General features: G+C 41.9%; 15 protein-coding genes. 12 read left to right on the forward strand and 3 right to left on the reverse strand.

The genetic code is table 11. The features are described 5' to 3' along the window. The first annotated feature begins 253 nt into the window (after window positions 1–253). From L4C37_RS03280 to L4C37_RS03290, 3 genes are all read left to right on the forward strand, one after another. A complete protein-coding gene (locus tag L4C37_RS03280; RefSeq protein ID WP_273293618.1) occupies window positions 254–1,585 on the forward strand; it encodes a DEAD/DEAH box helicase in 1,332 nt (443 codons plus the stop codon). Window positions 1,586–2,123: 538 nt separating this feature from the next. Beyond that, window positions 2,124–2,798, forward strand: coding sequence for a response regulator transcription factor (locus tag L4C37_RS03285; RefSeq protein WP_137371942.1), 675 nt, complete (start codon window positions 2,124–2,126; stop codon window positions 2,796–2,798). Beyond that, on the forward strand, window positions 2,782–4,131 hold the full coding sequence (locus L4C37_RS03290) for a sensor histidine kinase (protein ID WP_429767856.1): 1,350 nt from the start codon (window positions 2,782–2,784) through the stop codon (window positions 4,129–4,131). Before L4C37_RS03285 ends, L4C37_RS03290 begins: the two co-directional genes overlap by 17 nt. Before the next feature lie 120 nt (window positions 4,132–4,251). Here the strand turns inward: L4C37_RS03290 and nagE are convergent, their stop codons facing one another. Both nagE and L4C37_RS03300 read right to left on the reverse strand, forming a co-directional pair. Next, window positions 4,252–5,730 carry an N-acetylglucosamine-specific PTS transporter subunit IIBC gene (nagE, locus tag L4C37_RS03295; RefSeq protein WP_429767857.1) on the reverse strand — a complete coding sequence of 493 codons (1,479 nt, stop codon included), beginning with the start codon at window positions 5,728–5,730 and terminating at the stop codon, window positions 4,252–4,254. Between the two features lie 353 nt (window positions 5,731–6,083). Further along, a complete protein-coding gene (locus L4C37_RS03300; protein ID WP_429767889.1) occupies window positions 6,084–7,334 on the reverse strand; it encodes an SGNH/GDSL hydrolase family protein in 1,251 nt (416 codons plus the stop codon). Window positions 7,335–7,914: 580 nt separating this feature from the next. Here L4C37_RS03300 and L4C37_RS03305 point away from each other — a divergent pair. Genes L4C37_RS03305 through L4C37_RS03325 form a run of 5 tightly spaced genes read left to right on the forward strand, consistent with a single transcriptional unit; the run spans window position 7,915 to window position 16,500 of the window. Then, entirely contained in the window at window positions 7,915–9,942 is a 2,028-nt protein-coding gene (locus tag L4C37_RS03305) for a prolyl oligopeptidase family serine peptidase (RefSeq protein ID WP_429767858.1), read from the forward strand. Beyond that, entirely contained in the window at window positions 9,943–12,084 is a 2,142-nt protein-coding gene (locus L4C37_RS03310) for a TonB-dependent hemoglobin/transferrin/lactoferrin family receptor (RefSeq protein WP_429767859.1), read from the forward strand. It begins immediately after the preceding gene. Between the two features lie 9 nt (window positions 12,085–12,093). Continuing rightward, window positions 12,094–14,463 carry a proprotein convertase P-domain-containing protein gene (locus L4C37_RS03315; protein ID WP_429767860.1) on the forward strand — a complete coding sequence of 790 codons (2,370 nt, stop codon included), beginning with the start codon at window positions 12,094–12,096 and terminating at the stop codon, window positions 14,461–14,463. Window positions 14,464–14,467: 4 nt separating this feature from the next. After that, a complete protein-coding gene (locus L4C37_RS03320) occupies window positions 14,468–15,940 on the forward strand; it encodes an Lcl domain-containing protein (RefSeq protein ID WP_429767861.1) in 1,473 nt (490 codons plus the stop codon). 2 nt (window positions 15,941–15,942) lie between these two features. Further along, window positions 15,943–16,500 carry an Lcl C-terminal domain-containing protein gene (locus L4C37_RS03325; RefSeq protein WP_137371949.1) on the forward strand — a complete coding sequence of 186 codons (558 nt, stop codon included), beginning with the start codon at window positions 15,943–15,945 and terminating at the stop codon, window positions 16,498–16,500. A gap of 168 nt (window positions 16,501–16,668) precedes the next feature. On the opposite strand, the gene L4C37_RS03330 is transcribed toward L4C37_RS03325, so the two are convergent. Next, window positions 16,669–18,312, reverse strand: coding sequence for a methyl-accepting chemotaxis protein (locus L4C37_RS03330; protein WP_273293625.1), 1,644 nt, complete (start codon window positions 18,310–18,312; stop codon window positions 16,669–16,671). A 468-nt stretch (window positions 18,313–18,780) separates the two neighbouring features. On the opposite strand from L4C37_RS03330, the gene L4C37_RS03335 reads away from it, so the two are divergent. The 4 genes from L4C37_RS03335 (at window position 18,781) to pstB (ending at window position 22,352) form a co-directional block, all read left to right on the forward strand. Then, window positions 18,781–19,602: a phosphate ABC transporter substrate-binding protein gene (locus tag L4C37_RS03335; RefSeq protein WP_137371951.1), complete on the forward strand. Its 822-nt coding sequence runs from the start codon at window positions 18,781–18,783 to the stop codon at window positions 19,600–19,602. Window positions 19,603–19,708: 106 nt separating this feature from the next. Continuing rightward, on the forward strand, window positions 19,709–20,638 hold the full coding sequence (pstC, locus tag L4C37_RS03340; protein ID WP_137371952.1) for a phosphate ABC transporter permease subunit PstC: 930 nt from the start codon (window positions 19,709–19,711) through the stop codon (window positions 20,636–20,638). 16 nt (window positions 20,639–20,654) lie between these two features. Beyond that, window positions 20,655–21,536, forward strand: coding sequence for a phosphate ABC transporter permease PstA (pstA, locus tag L4C37_RS03345; protein ID WP_137371953.1), 882 nt, complete (start codon window positions 20,655–20,657; stop codon window positions 21,534–21,536). 66 nt (window positions 21,537–21,602) lie between these two features. After that, the gene (gene pstB, locus L4C37_RS03350) at window positions 21,603–22,352 is read left to right on the forward strand and encodes a phosphate ABC transporter ATP-binding protein PstB (protein ID WP_137371954.1); all 750 of its coding nucleotides are present in this window, start codon (window positions 21,603–21,605) and stop codon (window positions 22,350–22,352) included. Window positions 22,353–22,545 lie beyond the last annotated feature (193 nt).

The raw sequence follows: 22,545 nt of genomic DNA on the forward strand, positions 1-22,545 counted from the left end.
GAGCCAATACGCGTACTTACTCTCTTTGCCTCTTATTAAGTCTTAGCATTTTTATGACGAGGTTTTTGAATAGGCTGGCAGGGTTTTATTCTTTTCAGATGACTTGGCTAGGTATTAACACAAGGCTGTAAACAAAAGGTTGGAGAAAGATACCTGATAAATTTTATGTGATCTCTATCCATTAGAAGTACTTTCGCGGTATCATGTCACGTTAAAATAATTTTGTATCAAATCACCAAGACTGGAGAGTCCTTTGCACTTTAAAGATTTAGGCTTAGATAATCGCTTACTGAAGAACTTAAAACATTACGACTTCAAGAAAGCGACAGAGATCCAACAACAAGCGATCCCTGTGGCTATTGCTGGTAAGGATCTATTGGCTTCATCAAAAACAGGATCAGGTAAAACGTTAGCATTCGTATTACCTATGATACATAAAGCATTAAAATCGAAAGCTTTTTCTGCTCGTGATCCTCGTGGTGTGATTTTGGCTCCAACCCGTGAACTGGCTAAACAAGTTTACGGTGAACTTCGCAGCATGCTGGGTGGTTTGTCTTATGAAGCTGCTCTTATTCTTGGTGGTGAGAACTTTAACGATCAAGTTAAAGCATTACGTAAATATCCACGTTTTATTGTCGCTACGCCTGGGCGTTTAGCGGATCACCTTGAGCACCGCTCTTTATTCCTCGATGGTGTCGATACACTGATTCTGGATGAAGCAGACCGTATGCTAGACCTAGGTTTTGCACCTGAGCTGCGTCGTATCTCAAATGCAGCTAAGCACCGTCGTCGCCAAACGCTAATGTTCTCTGCAACGTTAGATCACGCTGAAGTGAATGGTATTGCTGGCGAAATGTTAGATACGCCAAAGCGTATTTCAATTGGTGTTTCTAATGAAGAACACCGAGACATTACGCAAAAATTCTATCTATGTGATCACCTAGATCATAAAGAAGCAATCTTAGACCGCATTATTGAAGAAGCTGAATACCGTCAGGTAATGATTTTTACAGCTACTCGTGTGGATACTGATCGTCTAACTGAAAAGCTAAACGAGAAGAAGCTTAAAGCCGTCGCTCTGAGTGGTAATTTAAACCAAACTCAACGTAACGCGATCATGAGCCAGTTTGAACGAGCAGTATTTAAGATTCTTGTTACGACTGATGTTGCTTCACGTGGTATCGATATTCCAAACGTAAGTCACGTAATCAACTTTGATATGCCGAAGCATACTGAAGAATATGTGCACCGTGTAGGTCGTACAGGTCGTGCTGGTAACAAAGGTGATGCGATTTCACTTGTTGGACCAAAAGACTGGGATAGCTTTAAACGTGTAGAAATGTACCTACAGCAAGATCTTACCTTCTCAGTTCTTGAAGGCTTGAAAGGTAAGTTTAAAGGTATTAAACCTCGTAAACCTGCATTCCAGAAAGGCGGTCCTGCGAAGGGTAAAGCTAAGGTTCAAGCGAAGAAAACACCTAAGAAACCGGTTAAACGCGATAAGAGCTTCCACAATAATGTGGCTGTGGGTGATACGGTATTTATTCCTAAGAAGAAAGTCGCACCAAAAGTGGATGACGAGTAAATTTAGTGATTGGTTTAGGCTGGTTCCTTAGTTAACAGTTTAAATCTATAGGAAGACGCTTACAGTTTTTATGTGGCGAATTCTACTCATTTGAACGGTCCTATCTTGGGCCGTTTTTTATTCCTGTAATATCTTATCTTTCAATATTCCATGCTTACTTTCCCCATCTTCCCATCGCTTATTCATCGCCACCTCTAAAGTACAGGTAGATAGGTCGCAGGGATATTGGAGTACACTCGTTATCATAAAACAGTTATTTACAGGCTAAATTACCTTATAAATGTTGATTAATTATCGTTAATCATCTGAAAATGAAATCTAAATCAGAAGCACTGCATAATGCCCGTGAATATAAGGTGTTATTGTTTTCTGTGATGAAAATTCAATTAAACCATACAATAAAGCTCCGTTATTTTATTTAGACACGGTTTACCCCCTAAACCGTAACTGGCTCGCATTAGTCACGCGAGCCTCTCTTTTTTCCTCTATCCAAGCCACACCTTACGATAAAATTATCCTTTAAATACGGGGGCGTACAGTGAAAATACTGATCATCGAAGACGACACCACCACCAGAGAATTTGTCGCAAAGGGGCTGCAAGAGCATGGTTATGCAGTTGACCAAGCAGAAGATGGTAAAAAAGGCTTAATGATGGCTTTGAGCGCCGAATATCAATTGGTTGTCCTCGATAGAATGCTCCCTTACTTAGATGGAATGAAAGTGCTTTCAGCTATTAAAGCTACGCAGGAAGATTTACCTGTTCTTATATTGAGTGCGATGGATAGTGTGGAAGACAGAGTGGACGGGCTTCAAGCCGGTAGCGATGACTACTTAATTAAGCCATTCGCTTTGGCTGAATTGCTTGCCCGTGTCGATATTATTATCCATCGCCACAACAAGCAGTCAGCAACCACGCACGCTTTGAGTTATGACTGCTTAGAGGTTGATCTACGCGCTCACCGTGTTGTATGTAATAAACAAGAACTTATCTTGCAGCCGAAAGAGTTTCAGCTCATCCAGTACTTTGTAGAACACAGTGAGCAGGTAGTATCGAGAATGCGCTTATTTGAAGCGATATGGAGTTACCACTTTGACCCTAAGACCAACGTGATTGATGTTCATGTCGCCAACTTAAGAAGAAAGTTAGAAGAGGCTGGATGTTCTGGGCTGCTGCATACAGTAAGAGGGGCTGGCTATGTCCTTCGTCGATGATTATGCACTGACCCGTTCATCGGTCTTCAAGACGTTAGTGGGTGTCTTTGTGTTAATCACGGTCGTGAATGTCATTGTAATACGGCAAGTTTATAAAGATTCAGATGCATTTCACCGTGAGCAATTGGTGAAACAACTCCAAGATGAGTCAGCAGAGTTTAGCTTTGTGGCGAAGCAGAGCAAAGAAGATGTTGAAAGGCTACTCGCCACAAAAAGAGCATCAGAAACCAGTTTTTACTATCGCTTAACTGAACGTTCAGAGCCAGTGTCAAATAACCCTACTTATCCCATTCGAACGTTACCTTCTAGCGTTACAAATATCTTAGTCGGTGATACGCACCAGCTCGTGATAGGCATAGATCACCACGCGGTTGAAGCCTATCAAAAGTCTCTTATTCCGATTGTCTTTTCGGGAATTATCCTTCCTGTGGCAGTGATGCTTATAGCTGCTTTGTTCTTTACCATATTGATTTTAAAACGTTTAGAGCGAGTGAACCGTGCTATGAATCGTGTCTTATGCGGAGAGCGAGATGTGAAAATAGCGGTTTCGAAACAAGATGATGAGTTCGATATATTGGCGATTCACCTCAACTTTATGATTGAACAAATGGCAAAGAATGAAGCGTCACTTAAGTCACTGACGGTGGGCATGGCTCACGATATGCGAACGCCGATGGCTCGTTTAAAACTACGCCTAGAAGAGATACTGTCTGATGAGAAGCTGACTGTTAAACAAAGTGATCAGCTCTCAGCTTGCCATGATGAGCTTGAACTTATTTTGTCGCTGTTCAATAGCATGTTAGAAATCGCAAAGTTGAACAGCGGACAAACAAAGTTGGCGACTGAAGCGGTTGATATAGGCCGAGTTGCCCATGATGCCATTGAGTTTATTAGCCCTATTGCAGAAATGAAGCAGCAACGTTTAATTTGCCGTCAAGATCAGTTTTGTGAGGTTCAGGGAGATAAAAGCTTACTGTTTCGCGCGGTGTTTAATTTGATTGAGAATGCAGTGAAATACACTCCTGATCATGGAGATATTGAGGTGATAATTGATCATTTTGGCGTTGTGGTCGCAGACAATGGCATAGGGATCTCTGAGAGCGACAAAATGAGTGTGTGTCGACCAATGTTTCGTGCGGATAAAAGCCGTACAGAACAAGGGAATGGGTTGGGCTTGTCTTTAGTGGATGCGGTGGTTAAGCGACATAATGCTTACTTGATTCTACGCGATAATAACTCAGGTGCTAATCAGCTAAGCGGTAGTTGTTCATATGATGGTAGCTTGTGTGAGGGTAACTGCGGTTTGAGAGCAAGGATCTACTTTGAACGTTAGCGGGTTAATCCTATATACCGCTTATGGCTCGTAGCCCATGCTCAAAAGGCTCAGCAAATAAATTCTGCTGAGCCTTAATATTGAAATAGTATTTTGCTAGGTCGCTAGGTCGCTAGGTCGCTAGTTTGGTAATGCAATCGCTGCTAAGTCTTGGCTTTCAGGGATCTGTTTCATTGCATGGGCAATTTCTTCAGCTTCAGTACCAACAATGACTTGCAAGTTATTGGCTCCCATTTTAACAACACCCATTGCTCCAATTGCTTTTAGTGTCGCCTCATTGGCTAGAGTTGCATCTTTCAGCGTAAGGCGTAAGCGCGTAATGCATGAGTCGATACTGGTTAGATTTGCATGCCCACCCAAAGCTTTAAGATATTGCGCGGCCTTTTCGTTGGTGTTAACAGCATTAACCTGAACCTTTTCTTCAACTTCACGACCTGGCGTTTTAAGGTCGAACTTCACAATCGCAAAGCGGAATACAGAGTAGTAGATTGCTGAGAAACACAAACCTTGCACAATCAGCATGTACGGTTTCATTGCCAGTGGAAGGTTGTATGACAGCACAAAGTCAATGAGACCACCACTAAAGGTAAAGCCAGCAATCCATTGCATGCTTGCAGCAATGTATAGCGAGATCGCGGCTAAGAATGCATGAATCAAGTACAAAACAGGTGCCACGAACATGAAAGCAAACTCAATCGGTTCTGTTACACCCGTTAAAATCGCAGTCAGTGCAGAGGCACCAAGAATGCCACCGATCTTCTTCTTGTTTTCAGGAAGTGCGCAGTGATACATCGCTAAACACGCAGCAGGAAGCCCGTAACCCATTACAGGGAAGAAACCACCTTGGTAGATCCCGGTAACGCCTAACTCACCAGTGCTAGACCAAAATTTTGAGATATCGTTTATACCAACAAGGTCGAATAGGAATACTTGGTTAAGTGCATGGTGAAGGCCTACTGGAATCAATAAGCGGTTAAAGAAGCCATAGATACCAGCGCCGACCGCACCCATGCCTGAAATCGCGATGCCGAAATCAACCAACGCGCCGTACACGACAGGCCAAACATAAACCATGATCAAACTGATAGTGATAGCCGCTAGAGAAGTCACAATAGGCACAAAACGTTTGCCACCAAAGAAGCCGAGCGCAGCAGGGAGCTTAATGGTGTGGAACCTGTTGTAAAGAGAAGCTGCCACCAAGCCCATAACAATCCCAGTAAAGGCACTGACAGATGCTTTGGAAGCGATCACTTCCGAGCTGCTCATTTGATCAACGGGGACGCCCGTTATCTGCGAAATCACCGCAATGTCGCCGACGATCATCTCAACGATCAATAAACCAAGCAAACCAGAAAGGGCCGCTGCACCGTTGCTGTCTTTGGCAAGCCCGTATGCAACCCCCACCGCAAATAACCAAGCTTGATTGTCCATGATGCCCTTGCCACCATAAACCAAAATAGTCGCAAGGGCGCTGTTGGCACCCCAGCCAGTTGGGTCGATCGCGTAGCCTAAACCAAGCATTAAGCCGCCAGCAGGCAGCACCGCAATTGGCACCATTAGCGCCTTACCAATTTTTTGTAAGTATCCTAGTATATTCACCGTCAGTCCTCTTTGGATTTTAATTGTTATCAAAGAGCTTACTTGGGTGAGGATTAACAAAGGGTTGTGCTTAGATTAACAATTATTAATGTTACTTTAGGTTCACAGGGAGCCAGCATTTTATAATGGTGAAGTGAGTCAGCGGCGCGGCTATTCTTACTAATAGTTAAAGCTCCCCTTAAACATTTTGCTAAGGGGAACTTTATGTTGTCACACTAACTTATTGACGTTGATGATTTCGCTTACCCAGAGTCTCTTTCTTTGTTCCAAAAAGCCTTTTTTCTAAACTAGGTAACTCAAGCTTGATCTCACATTACCGTGCTAACAAGCTAACAAGCTAACAAGCTAACAAGTTATTCGAAGTGAAAAGTTGAAAACGAACTTTTTAAAATATTGTCAGCAATGTACTTATGAGTTGCCGTTGTAGGATGAGTAACCCCCCAGAAAACATAGCTATCTGAGCCATAAGCGGCACAGTCATTCGTTAAGCTATGGCTTTGTAAGTAATCCACTGAAGAGCTGCGTTGTATATTTAAACAAGCATCGCTCGAATTTCTAAACCCATGTGATTTTGGGTTTTTTGTCATACTGGTAAAGAGCGCATTAGCGTCAAAAAGAACGATGTTCTCACCTTTAGATTGGTAGTACGCCGCCTGTTCTTTAATGAATAAATTAAACTCATTAATCTTCGCTCTTACTTTCACAATTTCTTCTTGGGTTGAGTACTTAAACTGTGGTGCATTTGTCGCATCTGGTAGCGTAAATAGAAGAATGTTTTTTGCGCCAGAATCGGTTAAACGAATCAGGGCACTACTGAAATCAGCTTTGACGTCAGAGACTTCTCGGTTGTAATTCATGAAGTCATTTAAGCCGAACTCAAGTGTAAAAAGCGAGTTCTCTGGACGGTAGTTTTTCGCCATTTTCATGTAAGTGAGATAAGAAGTCACTTGGTCGTAGATCCCTGTTAAAGCAACGTATTGGTTCGTTCCTGCCGCTCCGCCGACAGCCCAGTTATACAAGGGAATATTCTTGTCTTTGGCCAAGTATTCAGTCCACACTAAACCATTTGAGAAGTGACCTAAGAACCATGAGTTTGGATTGGGAAATATCCATTGAGAGCCGTTAAATAAGTTTCCAGTGTCAGATAAACTGTCTCCAAAAGCGACAATGCGGTTGATGGTATTGGCTTGAAAAACGTTATCGTTTGTCCAAATTGAATGGTTATAAGAAAAACGGTTATCTGCGGCAAAATACGTGATGTCGGCAGTATCGTGCTGTAAGTCGAGTGTTTCTTCACAGCGTTGCTTGATTTCACTTTGTGGTGTGTCACTGAAAAACATATTTTTGAATGAAACTGATGACCACCAATAACCATCGACGGTGTAATAATCACCATTTTTATCTTCAGCCCACTCCCAATCGGTGCCCGGAGAGTCGTGCGTAGCATCGGTTCTATACCAGCAGCGTACGTAAGTATAAGTTTCAGAAGCTTGAGTATTCACCACTTGTGCAGCAGTAATACTTTCTGGTGTTACTGGAATTTCTTCAGTCGCAAACGCTCCAAAAGTCATTCCCAATGTCGCGGCTAACGTTGTCAGTTTCATCATATTAGTCATTCTTCTTGTTTTGGATATAGGTCGTAGTGGTTGGTATAGATCGTTGCTGTTGTCGGTATTGGTATAGCTCGTTATTGGCATAGCTCGTTGGTCGTTATAAACAATTAACTCAAACTGGTATGACCTATATCTTTCATCAATAAATACTGTCAACACATTCAAATTTATCAATGTGTTTACTGGTACTAACGTCTTAGTTTCAACGAAAATATGATCGAAAAATGACCGTGTCTTTAGAGTTTTTATTCAAAGTTTGTAGAGGCGTTTGATGTAACAGTGAATGCTTAAAACAGCAGCGTAAAGTTGTGGGAATAGAGAGTCTATTTTTTATGAAGTAAATTAAGTTGTTGATATTTAATGGTTGTTTTTTATTTTTATGTAATGATTGAGAAATGAACAGTAAGAGTTATAGGTGGTTATCCAAGATAAAAAACTGTTATATCGATCATAAATGAGATAAAAACCGCGACGCAAATCACCTGTTGATGAAAATGATAATTGATCTCATTACTATTTAAGTGCAGTATACGCTCGATTTATGAAATTGACGTATGGATTTGTTGTATTTATGAAACTCATTAGAGCGCTGTTAGTCACTGTTGTTTTTTCAGGAAGTGTTTCATCTGAAGATAATCTTGCATGGTTGAGAGATGACAGCCGAGCCAATTCTGAAGTATTGAATTACTTGAAAAAAGAGAACGAATTAACACAGCAGTATAAAGCTCAAATTCAATCTACCAGCGATGAGTTACTTAATGAATGGCGAAAAAACACACCTGTTCGTTCAAATAAGCCTTGGTTAGAAATCGATGGCTTTGAATATGCTGTACAGTCTCGCAAGCTCTTGTCTCGACCTGTCAGTTCAGAAAGTGAAACTAATCCACATCAAACAGAATTGTTTGATCTTGCCAAGCGTGCAAATGAGTTTGACTATTACCAATTAGGTGATTGGGCACTTAGCCCATCTCGCACTCAATTGGCGGTTGCGGAAGACATCGATGGTTCTGAGCAATACGTCATCAGTATTGTTGATCTAGATTCTGGCGCTATCACCGAAGTGGCTACTAAGGTCGAAGCATCAATTACTTGGGCTCTGGATGAGCAAAGCCTATTTTTTATCAAGCAAGAAACACAGACAACTCGTCCTTTTGCTGTGATTGAGTATGAGCTGAAAAGTGCATCGGAAAAGGTCATTTATCAAGAGCTCGATAAAGCTTGGTTGGTCTCGTCATACGTAACCAGTGACAAGAAGTTTTCTCTCGTTCAGTCCAACAGTGACAGCAGTAGTGAACAGCGTTTACTTAACCTTGCGACAGGAGAGCTTTCGCAACCGTTAAGAGCACGACAAGCGGGAGTTGAGTACTACGCAGATAAATTTGAAAACCAATTCTATATAAACAGCAACCATGACCGCTCTGGGTTTGAACTGTACTCAGCTAACACCGCGTCAATTGCTCAGCTTTCACAATGGCAGCCTTTGCTGAAAGCAAGAGGTGATACTCATGTTAGCAATTTCTACTGGTTCGCTTCTGGTGTTGTTGCGATGACAGAAAGTGGGTCTGCACAATACCTTAACTTCATCAATAACAAGGGTGAACTTACGGATACTCAGAAGTTAGCCCAATCTGGCCAAGTTGCTTGGGTGAGTCAAATGGGTGACTTTAATAGTAATAAGCTACACATTCGCAGCATGTCTATGGTCCAACCGGCTAAATGGGAAAAGTTAGACACTCTGTCTTTACAGCGAGAGGTGTTCTCACAAGATGTGTACCCAAACTACCAGCCTACTGAATATAAAACTGAACAAGTCTTAATAAAAAATGATGATGAATGGGTGCCTGTTACTTTAGCGTACCGTAAAGATCGACTTACAGAAAAGTCTCCGATTCTACTTTACGGCTATGGTGCCTATGGTGTGACAATGAAACCGTATTATATGCCTCAAATTATCAGCCTATTAGATAAAGGCATGATTTACGCGATCGCTCATGTTCGTGGGAGTGGATTTAACGGAAAGGCTTGGTACGAAATGGGCAAAGGCATCAATAAACCGAATTCTATTTCAGATTTTGTTGCTTCAGCCAAATCATTGAAGCATTACAAGAGCGGTGCTCGACCAATTTATGCGATGGGGGCAAGTGCTGGTGGCACTCTTGTGTCTGCGGCATTGAACCAAGATGCAAGTGCGTTCGACGCCGCCATATTGAAAGTACCTTTCGTTGATGTAGTAAACAGCATGTCTGATGAAAGCCTGCCATTAACCGCTCAACAATACGGTGAGTGGGGGGACCCCAACTTAACGGAAGAGCTTGTCGTTATGCAAGGCTACGACCCTTATTTGAATATTTCTTCTCAAGATTACCCACCCGTTCTGGTTCAGGTGGGGCTGCACGATAGGCGAGTACCCTATTGGGAAGGGGCGAAATATTTTGAAAAACTACGTTCAATAAGTTCAGGTCAAGGACCTTATCTTTTGTCGACGAACTTTAATCAAGGTCACTCGACGGATCGACGCCAAGCCTTATCACAGCAAGCGTTCGAATACGCATTTTTCCTATCCATTACACAGCAACAAGATAATAAAGCGGAGCAGTAAATGAAGCTTTCACCTATCTCAGCGGCAGTACTTAGCGTACTTGCTGCCAACATCGTGCACGCCGAATCTGAGGTTTACCAGTTTGAAGAAGTGGTTGTTACCGCAAATAAAATAGAGCAACCCTTATCTGAAGTTGCTGGTTCTGTCGCGGTTATTAATGGCGAAGAACTAGAAAAGAAAGGGGCAACAGAACTGTACGATGCATTGAATAGCGAACCTGGTGTTAGCGTTTCTGGTGGTGCTGGTCGCGCTCAGAATATTACGATTCGTGGTATGTCGGGCAATCGAATTGCTATTGTAAAAGATGGGGTTAAGTCGTCGGATGGCTTTGGCGCAGAAGATCTGAATGACAAGGTTGGAAGAAACTCATTTGATATGTCGAATGTGAAAAGCATTGAGGTTATCAAAGGGGCAAGTTCTTCAGTTTACGGCTCCGGTGCTATTGGTGGTGTTGTGGTTGTTAAATCGATGCAGCCTGGGGACTACTTAAAAGGTAACGACTTTTATAGCGATGTTTCAGGAACCTATACGGGCATTAGTAATAAATATAAAGGCGCCACTAACCTTGCATTCCGTTCAGGAAATGTAGAAAGCCTAATTAGCCTTGCATATTGGGATGGCGAAGAAACGCGCAACTACAATGAAGATTTATATAACCGCTCTGTCGATGGGATTAGTGGTGCTTACACGCTGAACTATTGGGCAAGTGATGCCCTGATGCTAAAGGGTAACGTTGAATATTATAAAGAAAACCTAAGTAGACAAGAAGGTCCCGCTAAGCTGCAAACAGATGATAGCTGGGATATTAAAGACTTTGACCAACAAGCGTATACCGAGTCGATTTCTGCATCTGCGGGATTTGAATACCTTCCTCTGAACTCTTGGTTTGAAGAGCTGGACGCAAAAGTGTATTGGCGTGATATGACCAATAATGACGTCACTAATCGCCTTATGTCTCGCACTAACAATAACGTATTTGAATTACGCCGAGTGATCGATACGCGTAGTTTTACCGACCAACTCATTGGGGCTAGTGCTGACTTTATTAGTTCGTTTAATACTCAAGGTGCTAAGCATACTTTGTCTTATGGTGTGAGCCTAGATGCTAACCGATACGAGCGACCAAGTGGTTCAGTAACTTTAGATTGGAATGGTACGTCTTCAGGTGGAAATGTGCCATTTGTACCAGCCCGTGAATATAACTTTGCTGGCTTCATGCGAGATTCAATTGAAATTAATCACTGGACGGTAACTGCAGGTGCGCGTTTTGATGTTCACCAACTTAAACCAGACTCGCAAAGTTCTATCAGTGGGTATGACGTAAAAGAGAAGAGCAGCAGTGAATTTTCACCAAGCTTATCTGTAGGCTACCAATTAACAGATTCACTCAATACTTATGTTTCGTACAACCATGGCTTCCGAGCGCCTTCATACGACAAGATTTATGGCTATCAGAACCATGATTTTGTGCCAATCACGCCGTTCGAAATTATTCCGAATATGGATTTAGAAGCGGAAACCAGTGATACCTTTGAAATAGGCAGTAAGTACGATAATGGTCGTACTCAATTCTACACTGCAGTGTTTTACCAAAAGTTTGAAAACTTTATCGGTGTGGAACAAGTGACTTTTGCGCCTGACCCGAATACCGGTAATTACTTTAAGCAGTTCCAAAATGTAAGTGGAGTCGAGACGTATGGCTTTGAAGCTTCGATTGCGCACCAATTTACAGAAAATTGGGGTGCCAGTACTCAACTAGGTTTTGTAGATGGCGAAGACAGTAACGGCGAGAAAATCAGATCTTTAACGCCATGGGAAGGTAGTGCAGAGGTCACTTATGACAACCAAGCATTCTCGGCTTATACGATGGTGAGTTGGGCACAAGCAATGGATAAAGTACCGGAATGTGAAACTGATATAGGTCTTGCAACCGCATGTGCGACGACTGCTGGTTGGGCAAGTGTTGATATGGGAATGAGCTATGCGTGGGACTTTGGTTTAAATCTTAGTGCGAACGTCATTAACCTATTCGATAAAGAATACATTCGTTACCAAGATGTTGCAGGGGTTATGGACTCGAATAAAGGCTACTCAACAGAGCCGGGTCGTTATTTCACTGTTAACGCTAAGTATGTGTTTTAAGGGCTCAGTATGATCAAATCACCTTTATGTGTCGCCATTTTATTGGCTTCATTTCCGAGTGTTGCGGCGCAGTGGGATTACCCTCAAGGTAATACGTTAGTTGCCAATCAACAGGAAGCTCAAACTTACTTAGAAGAAGCCTATCCTAGTGTGGGTAGTTTGCAATTTCGCTATTCAAACCAGTCTAAGCTTGGTCATCATTACAATTTTGATGTATTTGAAAATGGTGTCTATCAGCAGCAAAGAACAGTGGTGCTAACGACTGATAATGATCATCAAGTATCACGTGTTTTCAAAAGTCTTGAAGACACGGTTATCAGAAATGGGCAGCCAACAACTGCAGCTGAGCTTGAAGCTCCTCGTCAGTTGGAAGCACAAAGACCGCCAGCTCTAGTTTCTGGACAGGTTGTGCAAGCAGAGCTAAGTATCTTCAGCCCTGATTTAAGAACAATGGATAGAAGTGCGCCGCCTGAAACCTTGCTAACAGATATCAGTGAATACCCACATCCTCCCCAATACATTTCTAAGGATGTTGAGGTGCTTAGCCACAGTGGTGGCATTTATCTGACCAATAGCCGAGTGTCTCAAGTTGATGCTGTAGCTTTAGTGACGGTGAATCACGAGAGCGGTGAAATAACAAACCGAGATAGCCAGAGCTTTCTTCCTGCAGAAGGAGTGACGACATTCGCAAGTCTAGCTGAGCTGAAGCAGGTCGATTGGCAAGATAATAGATTCGCTCAAGTGATGGCGTTTGCACATCTTGACCAGTCGTTAAGTTACCTGAACCAATTAGGTTTTTCTCTATTTGATGGACCTTTAGAGTTTGATGGCAGAGGTTTATCGGCGGATAACTCTACCTACTATTACGGGCCCAAAGCAGCGTTGTTTGGTATTGCTGGTGGATCCCCTGATGCCTTAGATGCAGATGTCATTATTCATGAGCTTGGTCATGGGATTCATTACCAAATCGTTAAGGACTGGGCTTATGGACACACTGGCGCAATAGGCGAAGGTTTTGGTGATTACTGGGCTGGCAGTTTTAGTTTCCGCACTCAGTTTGAAAATGCACAAACTCAAGGGCAAGAGTTTGAGATCGATACCGTGTTCAACTGGGATGGGTATTTTGGTGTCCGCAATACTACCCGCAGCTTATGGAACCAAAGAGCACGTTATTTTCAACATGCTGAATATAGACCTCACGAAAGTGTGGCTGGAGAGCTGGGCGATGAACTATGGTCGACGCCTTTATTCCAAGCATTAAAAAGCTCTGTTGAATTGTACGGGCAAGATGGCTTCCAAGAATTTGACAGCATAGTTCTAGAGTCTATGTATGGATTAGGACGCGGATTGAAAATGCATGATCTAGCGGAAAATGCCATTTTTGTCGCCCAAGAACTGTACCCAGAACGCCGCTACGCTGAGATATTGAAGGAAAAATTTGCCGTTCATAATTTAATTATTGAGCCATTTAGCGTTGAAATTGCTTCCCGATATGTTCATCCAGAAAAGTTATTGAATGTCGATTTGTATCCAACCTCAAGGCAAGCGGACATTGAAGGTGAGATTGAAGTAGCGGGGTTAACTAAACCTTTTGCAAGTCAGCCTAGCAACCAGCTTTCTATCGAAACGGCTTTACCAAGTGGTCAAGTTTGTGGGTCAGCAATTGGCATGACGACATCGTTAGATTACCAATATGATGCGGCTTTAAAAAAGTTGAATTGGCGACATCAAATAGACCTCATTTATGGGCTTCCTAATCTGAGTGCTTCATTGAAAGAAGTGAACAGCCCTCTACCAGACAGTAAGTTGAGTGCTTCTAACCAATCAATAATAGGTTTCAAAACATTTAACTTCACTCTGAATGATGCGGTTCAATCGGTTGGTGACCAATTTGGTGTTTACCTTGATATTGAACACCCAAGGCTTGCAGATTTAACCGTGACATTAATTTCTCCACGAGGCACTCGTGTTGATTTACTGAAGCATCAAGCCACCCGTTCTAATGGCTTTAATAGCTTCTTTACCTTTAAACATGACGCTGTACTTAACGCTTTTGCTGATGAACCGAGTAATGGTACTTGGCGTTTAGAGATTGGTGATTATGTTATGGGTGAGTCAGGGCAGCTAAATCGCTGGGCTGTTGGCACTATTTCGGAATACGACTGTGGTGATGCTGGTGCAAAGGCTTCCTCTAGCAGTAGCTCGGGCGGTGGAAGCTCTCCGTTTGTTATTGCTTGTATGTTTCTGCTGGCACTTGGTCGCTCCCTCAATTCAAAACGTTCGTTATGTCTGATGAACTTTTTAGAAAACGCAAAGCCGTTAATTAATAAAGCATCCCTTACAAACAAAATGTTCTTTAAAAACACAACAAGAAGATAACTCTATGAAACCACAATTGACTATTTTAGCCATGTCTTTGGCTCTTGCGGGCTGTGGAGGTTCGGGCAGTTCCGAGACTTCAGCTCCAACTTATACCGTTGCAGGTAAAATTACTGCTCAGAATGTTGCACTAGAAAGCAAAGTTTGTTCTGACTTAAATGAAAGTTTGACTTGTGATAGTGGTGAACCAACCACTACGGCAAATGCAAATGGTGAATTTAGTTTAACGAGCACTCAAAAAGCGATGCTTTCACTACCGCTATTAGTGGAGTTGGATACGGGTGTAGCCGTTAGCAACGCAGATGGCGTGCAAACTTCATTATCTTACATCGCAGCTCCAGGTCTACAAAAAACATCAGGCAATGAAATCAATGGTATTAGTACATTGCTTGCTGGGTATGTTTTAGATGGCTACACCGTAAAGAATGCGAACAGTAAACTAAAAGCACAACTGGCAGCTAAAGGCATTACTATTTCCGGTGATATTCAAGATCATCTATCTGACTCTGAGCTGGCGAGCTTAGAGCAAAATGTGGTTTCTTCGATTAAAGTTTTTGATAAAACACACCGTGCTTATATGTTGGCACAGCTTAGTGATAAGTTTGATAAAACCACCACTGATTTCGTAGGCGGTGTCTTAACGAATGATGAAATAGCGGAATTTTCAAACGTTATTACTGGCGATATTAAGGCAGCGACGGAGCTGAATGATACGGGTGCAACTCTATACTTCTCCGATACGAATGATACCCAGGATGTTGCAGACCGCCCAGATAGTTTCCCTGGTCAAGATGCTGAATTTGGTTTTGATAAAACGGAGAAAAATGCACAGTCGGGCAATGGGTTTAAGTTCATTAAGTTGGATGAAAATGGTCAAACACTGGCAGATGAAGCGGCTCAGTGGTCTTGTGTTCTTGATGAGCGAAGTGGCTTAATTTGGGAATCTAAAACTGACGATGAAAACTCAATGCAGCATAAAGATCGTCAATTTGCTCTAGAACTACCTGGGAAAGTGACGCCATATGACCAAGATGTTGATTTAGCAACATGTAAGACTAAAGGTGATGCGGTTTGTACAACTCAAGATTATGTTGAGCATATCAACTCAATCAACCTGTGTGGCAAATCCGATTGGCGTTTACCTACTTTCCACGAATTCTATAACTTGCTTGATTTTGGTGAAACAGAAACTCATGCAAATGGTCAAGCATACGGTCTAACGTACAAGTACTTCCCTCATCAAAGTATTGGTGGTGAATACACGGAAATTGGCTCAGTGTGGAACCAGTCAATTATCTACAACATTTACTCTAAATCTACCGTTGATGGCGGCTTCTACTATAACGAAATCGGTACTCTTGGTGGCGACAGAGGTTATATCAGTGCGCTAGAGATTTACTCTGGCGATGTTGATTCTTCAGATAATTACGATTCTTACCAATTCCCTGCTCGTTTGGTTTCACTACAAGGTAAATAGCAATGAAAAACATACTAACCGTCGCTTTAATTAGTTTATTTTCGGCAGGTGCCTTTGCTCAAGAATGTAGCTTAGACCTAGGAAGAACGGCATCTAACACTCGTTATGCCACGAATGATAACGGTACTTTTACTGATCAGCTTACGGGTTTGACTTGGATGCGTTGTCAGCTAGGTAAGACGTGGGATAAGTCATCGCTATCTTGTACCGGTGATGGGGAAACTTTCTTATGGCAGAGTGCATTGACTATGGTTGAGTCAATCAATGACACTAATGGTAATCACCAGTTACACCAATTTGGTGGTGTTGAACAATGGCGTATGCCAAACATTAAAGAACTTATTTCTTTAAAAGAAGTGGCTTGCCACTCACCAGCACTTAGCGCAAAAGCTTTCGGTGACACGTTTAACTTTGAAACAGGTGACTTAGAAGCTTATGTTTGGAGTTCTACCCCTGCTGGTAATGGGCAGAGTGTGATGACGCTAGACACAATCAACGCTGAGGTTTACCAGTACAACGCTGCACAATATAAGTTTAGTGTGTTGCTTGTTGCTGAGTAACTTCAGAGTTGAAAATAAAAAAGACCGTGTTCAACACGGTCTTTTTTTGTTCTAGCACTTGCTGTTTTGTAACGAGTGCTTTTTATTTTATTACTAGAACTTACAGCTTAATGCTACTTAAGTTCTTGAGTCACTAGAAAGCAGTAGCCTTAAAGAAAAGCCTTCAAGTTATACTTTAAAGTAATCCAATTGTTGCTTCTGACGTTCTGCCAAATCTGATAGCTCATGGCTGGCAGCAGCAGCTTGAGTGATGCCCGTTACGTTTTGGCTGACTAAATCGTAGATATTTGAAATATTTCGATTGATGTCACCCGTTACTTGGCTTTGTTCTTCAGCGGCTGACGCAACTTGTGTATTAATCTCTGTCATATCGGTAACAGAGTGAGCAATATCTGATAAGGCTGTGCTTACTTCACTTGCTAATTCTTGGTTTTGTTGCAACATTGCCAGTGAGTTGTTCATGCTTTCATTGGCATTGCCCGATTGAGTTTGAAGCCCTTCAATAATCGCTTGAATCTCTTTCGTTGAATCTTGGGTTCTAGCCGCCAACATACGAACTTCATCGGCTACTACTGCAAAGCCGCGCCCACTTTCACCAGCACGCGCCGCTTCAATAGCTGCATTAAGTGCAAGTAAGTTAGTTTGCTCAGAGATGCTTTGTATTACTTCAATCACTTTACCGATTTGCTCTGACTGCTCTTTCAACGTACCAACAACCCGAGCCGCGTCACCTAACTGCGTTGCCATTTTTTCATTCGCTTGGTGACTTTCTTCAAACAACGTCATGCTATGAGAAGCCATTTTGTCTGCTTGTTTAGAGGCTGAGTCCGCAAGAACGGCATTTTCATTTACATGTGATGCTGTACTTTCTAGCTGATTGACCGCAGAAGCTACTTGCTCAACTTCTTGCTTTTCTTGGTCGGAATTGACACTCGATTGTGTCATCACTGCGGCAAGCTCAGTAGAAGCTGAGGCAACGTCAGTACTAATTCGCATTAATGATTCAACGGTTTCTCTTAATTGGCTAACTGTTTTGTTCACATCTTGAGCTAAAAACGAAATTTCATTTTTACCTTGTTCTTCTGCTTTAACCAGTAAATTTCCTTTTGCGACTTCACGCATTGTCACTTGAAGATCTTTAATTGGTTTAACAATAATACCAGCTAATAGCCAACTGCTTAAAAGAGCAACTGAAAGGATGAATAGTAGGGCTATGATGGCTGTATTCAGTGTTGAACTGTGCTTTTCTCCATTAACTTCGACACTTTCAATGGCAATGCGGTTGAGTTCTTTTGATAGGGCATTAATTGCTTTTACCATGTTGTTTCCAGCATCACGATATTGTGCAGAAGCATTCTGGTATTTGATCTCAAAGTCATCAGAAAGGTAACTTTCGCCATGTTTTATTTTCAAAAGAGGGAGCATGGTTTGACGTGAGAAATCGACATAATGCCCCATCGCTTTACGCATTTCTCTTACTTCTTCTTGCATGCCTGGAACGGTATCAAGTGAATCAAGTAAACGTGAATTAGCGTTCCTTTTTTGGTTAAGGGTATCGATAAGAGTCTTTATATCTTCTGGGTTGAAGAGACTATAAATAGCTTTGATACGCATACCATAACTATTGTCTACAATTTCGCTTAATTCTTCTTTGTGTAAGATCAGCTGGTCAGTGGCAATAGAGACATCTTGAAAAGCATTTTCAAGCTTTTCGCCTCCAATGGTTATCCCTCCAAGCAGAAGAACAATGGAGAAAAGTACAGGGATTAATATCTGTACTTTAATGGATAAGCCACTCAATAGTTGGCGCATGTTAAAACCCTCTTTACGCTTTGATGGTTAATTAAAATAGTCTCTTAATGAGAATCGTTCTTATTATTTTATTTTCAGCGTAGATTCTATCCCTTCAGTTTGATAAATCAATCAATAAAGCATTACATTTTGTTATCAATTAGAACTTTCAGAGTCATATAACGGTTTGGCATACGGAAAATTGAGCAAGCTAAAGAGTACTAATTACGAACTCTAGATTTACGTCTAAAAAATAATCATGAGCTGCAAAGGAAAGTGTGTTAATGGGGAATGATCAGAAAAAAAGCAGAGATTCGATATAGCTATATAGGGGGAAATTAAAGGGAAATTGTTAATTTCGGTTTTATTACGCATTGTCATATAGGCTTCAATTAAGTGAAACACAACTGTCACATTAGAATCTTAAAGTGAGCATCGTTCAAGCGAAACACAATATAACGGCAATAACGCCACTAAAGGAAATTTGTGATGAAAAAGACAGTTATCGGTGCAATCGCACTACTAGGCGCTCTAACAGTGAATACAGCTTCAGCTAAAGAAACTATCTCTGTAGTTGGCTCTAACAGTGCTTCTCCACTGGTTGAAGTTTTTGCAGAAACTTACATGAATAAAGGTGAACCAGTATTCATCGAGATTCAAGCTCCGGGTTCTTCTGCAGGCATCAAAGCAGCAAAAAATGGAAGTGCTGACCTTGGTATTTCTTCTCGTGACTTAAAAGCGGCTGAAAGATCTTCTGACCTGAAAGAGTTGGTTATTGCTCGTGACGGTATTGCAGTTGTTGTAAACCCAAATAATGAAGTTTCTGCTCTATCAGCTGAGCAAATTACTTCAATCTACAAAGGCGACATCACTAACTGGAAAGATGTTGGCGGCGCTGACAAGCCAATCGTTGCAATCACTCGTGATACGGCATCTGGTACACGTGGCGCATTTGAAGACATCATGAAACTTAAGAAAAAGATTGGCGATAAGAAAGTATCTGCAATCTCTCAACGTGCTCAAGTTGCTAACGGTAACGGCGCACTAAAAGTATCGGTAGCAAGCAACCCATACGCTATCGGCTTTATCTCTCTTGGTACAGTTGATAATACTGTTCAAGCTCTAACTATCGATGGCGCTGCTGCAAACGTAGAAAACGTTAAGAACGGTTCTTACAAAGTTGCTCGTCCATTCCTAGTGCTTTACAAAGCTGGTGCTCCATCAACTGAAACTCAACAATTCCTAGATTGGATGGTTACAGATGAAGCACAGGCTATCGCAGGTAAGAAAGGCTACATCACAGTAAACTAATCATTTACTTAGCTTAAAGAATTTAAACATTGCTCAGCCTACATTTGGGCTGAGCCTTTTCTTTCAACTTTGTCTCAACCTAAGAGCAAAGTATGAGATTTAGTATATGACCATCGCAAATAGTGAAAAGCTTATGAATACTGAAGCAACTCAAGTAAATAAGCCAAGTCTACGTACCAAAAAGCGTATCGATTGGAAAGAACGTATCTTTCACGGCTTATTCTTAACGAGTGCTGTAATCGGCATCGTATCACTGGCAGTAATCGCTTATTTTATCGTTGCAGAGAGTATCCCTGCATTCCAAGAAGCAGGTGTCTCTGGCATTGTTTTAGGAACAGATTGGTTACCACCGGCCTTATTCGGTGTTGCAACCATGATTGTTGCTTCCATTGTTTCAACCCTTGGAGCTGTGGTTGTTGGCGTTCCCGTTGGTGTTTTAACCGCCATTTTTATTGCTGAGATTGCCCCAAAGCGTTTGGCTGACATTATTAGACCTGCTGTTGAATTATTAGCAGGTATCCCATCGGTGGTTTATGGCTTCTTCGGCTTGGTTATCATCGTTCCTCTTATTCAGAATGTTTTCCAAGTACCTGCAGGAAATACGATTCTGGCGGGTATCATCGTTCTCGGAATTATGATTTTGCCAACGGTTATCACGGTTTCTGAAACGTCTATTCGCGCAGTTCCTCGTGCTTATAAAGAAGGTTCATTGGCGTTAGGCGCATCTAAAATCTTTACGATTTTTAAACTGTTAGTACCAGCTGCACGCTCAGGCATTATGACGGGTGTGATTCTCGGTATTGGTCGAGCGCTTGGAGAAACCATGGCAATCATAATGGTTATGGGTAATGCTCCTGCTATGCCTGAAGGGATCTTAGACTCAGCTCGTACATTAACGGCGAACATTGCTATTGAAATGTCATACGCAAGTGGCGTTCACGCCAACGCATTGTACGCAACAGGTGTGGTACTTCTTGTATTCATCATGATGCTAAATGGTGCTCTGCTTTATCTAAACCGTGAAAAAGCTAAGTAAGCCGAAGGTGAATACTATGCAAACTATTAAAACTCAAGATCGCGTAAAGCTAAAACAAGCTCGCCAAAACAAAGATAATGTTTTAAAAGTCTTCATCTGGGGCGCTGCCGCTGTGACGGTTGGTTTCTTGTTTTGGATTATTTGGTACATTTTGTCGAACGGTCTACAGCACGTAGATTGGAACTTTGTTACTGATGACTACACTCGTACTGGTACTGAACAAGGTATCTTTCCGATGATTATTTCCACCATTTATATGGTGATAGCGTCAATATCAGTAGCAGCACCGCTCGGTATCATGACGGCAATTTATCTAACTGAATATGCAAAAGTGGGCAGCCGACTCGTAAAAGTTATTCGATTCTGTACTGAATCTTTAGCTGGCATCCCGTCGATTATCTTCGGTCTATTTGGTATGACATTCTTTGTATCAATCTTAGGTTTAGGTTTCTCGATTCTTTCGGGTGCATTAACTCTGAGTATTTTGATTCTTCCAGTTATTATCCGTACAACGGAAGAAGCATTGATGGCAGTACCACAAACTTACCGTGAAGGCTCATATGGCCTTGGCGCTCCTAAAATCTACACTATCTGGCGTTTGATCTTACCAAGTGCAATGCCAGGTATCTTAACTTCGGTCATTCTTAGTATTGGTCGTGTAATTGGCGAATCAGCACCTGTATTTTTAACAGCAGGTATGGTGGCACGCATTCCAGAATCTGTTTTGGATTCAGGGCGTACACTAACGGTTCACCTATATAAGTTGACTACCGAGCTGTTCACTATTGATGAGTGGAACCAAGCTTACGGTACGGCGACAGTCCTAATTGTGCTTGTTCTGTTGATCAACATGGTCACCAAATTAATCGCAAGCCGCTTCAACACAGCAACGTATTAAGCTCCTGTGAGCCAAGTGTAAAAGCATTGAATTAGAAACGAATTTAAGAATTTAGAGATTACGATTATGAACAAATTTGATATTGAAAACTTAGACCTGTTTTACGGTGACAACCAAGCACTTAAATCGATTAACTTGCCAATCCCAACTCGCCAAGTGACGGCGTTAATCGGACCTTCTGGTTGCGGTAAATCAACACTTTTGCGCTGCCTTAACCGCATGAATGATTTGATTGAAGGTGTGAAAATTACAGGTTTATTAGAAATGGATGGCACTGACATCTATGGAAATATTGATGTTTCTGACTTACGTATTCGAGTCGGTATGGTATTTCAAAAGCCAAACCCATTCCCGATGAGCATTTATGAGAACGTGGCTTATGGTCTACGAGCTCAAGGTATTAAAGACAAAAAGCATATCGACCAAGTGGTGGAAAGCTCTCTTCGTGGTGCTGCGCTTTGGGATGAAGTGAAAGACCGTCTTAAGTCTCATGCCTTTGGTTTGTCTGGTGGTCAGCAGCAGCGTTTATGTATTGCTCGTACCATTGCAATGGAACCAGACGTTATTCTAATGGATGAGCCGACATCAGCACTTGACCCGATTGCGACTCATAAAATTGAAGAGTTGATGGAAGATCTTAAGAAGAACTACACCATCGTTATCGTGACTCACTCAATGCAGCAAGCTCGACGTATTTCAGACCGCACGGCTTTCTTCTTGATGGGTGAATTGGTTGAACACAACGATACTCAAGTTATTTTCAGTAACCCTAAAGACGATCGTACACAGGGTTACGTAAACGGTGATTTTGGTTAATTTTAATCGTAGATCTCGCCGCGCTTAATTTACAGGCATATCACTATAATTATAAGCGATGGAAAGTTTGCCTCACTACTATAGTAGTGGGGCTTTTTTGTTTTTTATTGCCATGTCTCTTTGATAGTTTTGATTCGTCATTTTTGTATTAGCACTGCCTAATTATGCGTGATTTAGACCTTGATTTAATCGA

The sequence above is a fragment of the Vibrio kagoshimensis genome, from assembly GCF_050337535.1.
Lineage (GTDB): Bacteria > Pseudomonadota > Gammaproteobacteria > Enterobacterales > Vibrionaceae > Vibrio > Vibrio gallaecicus.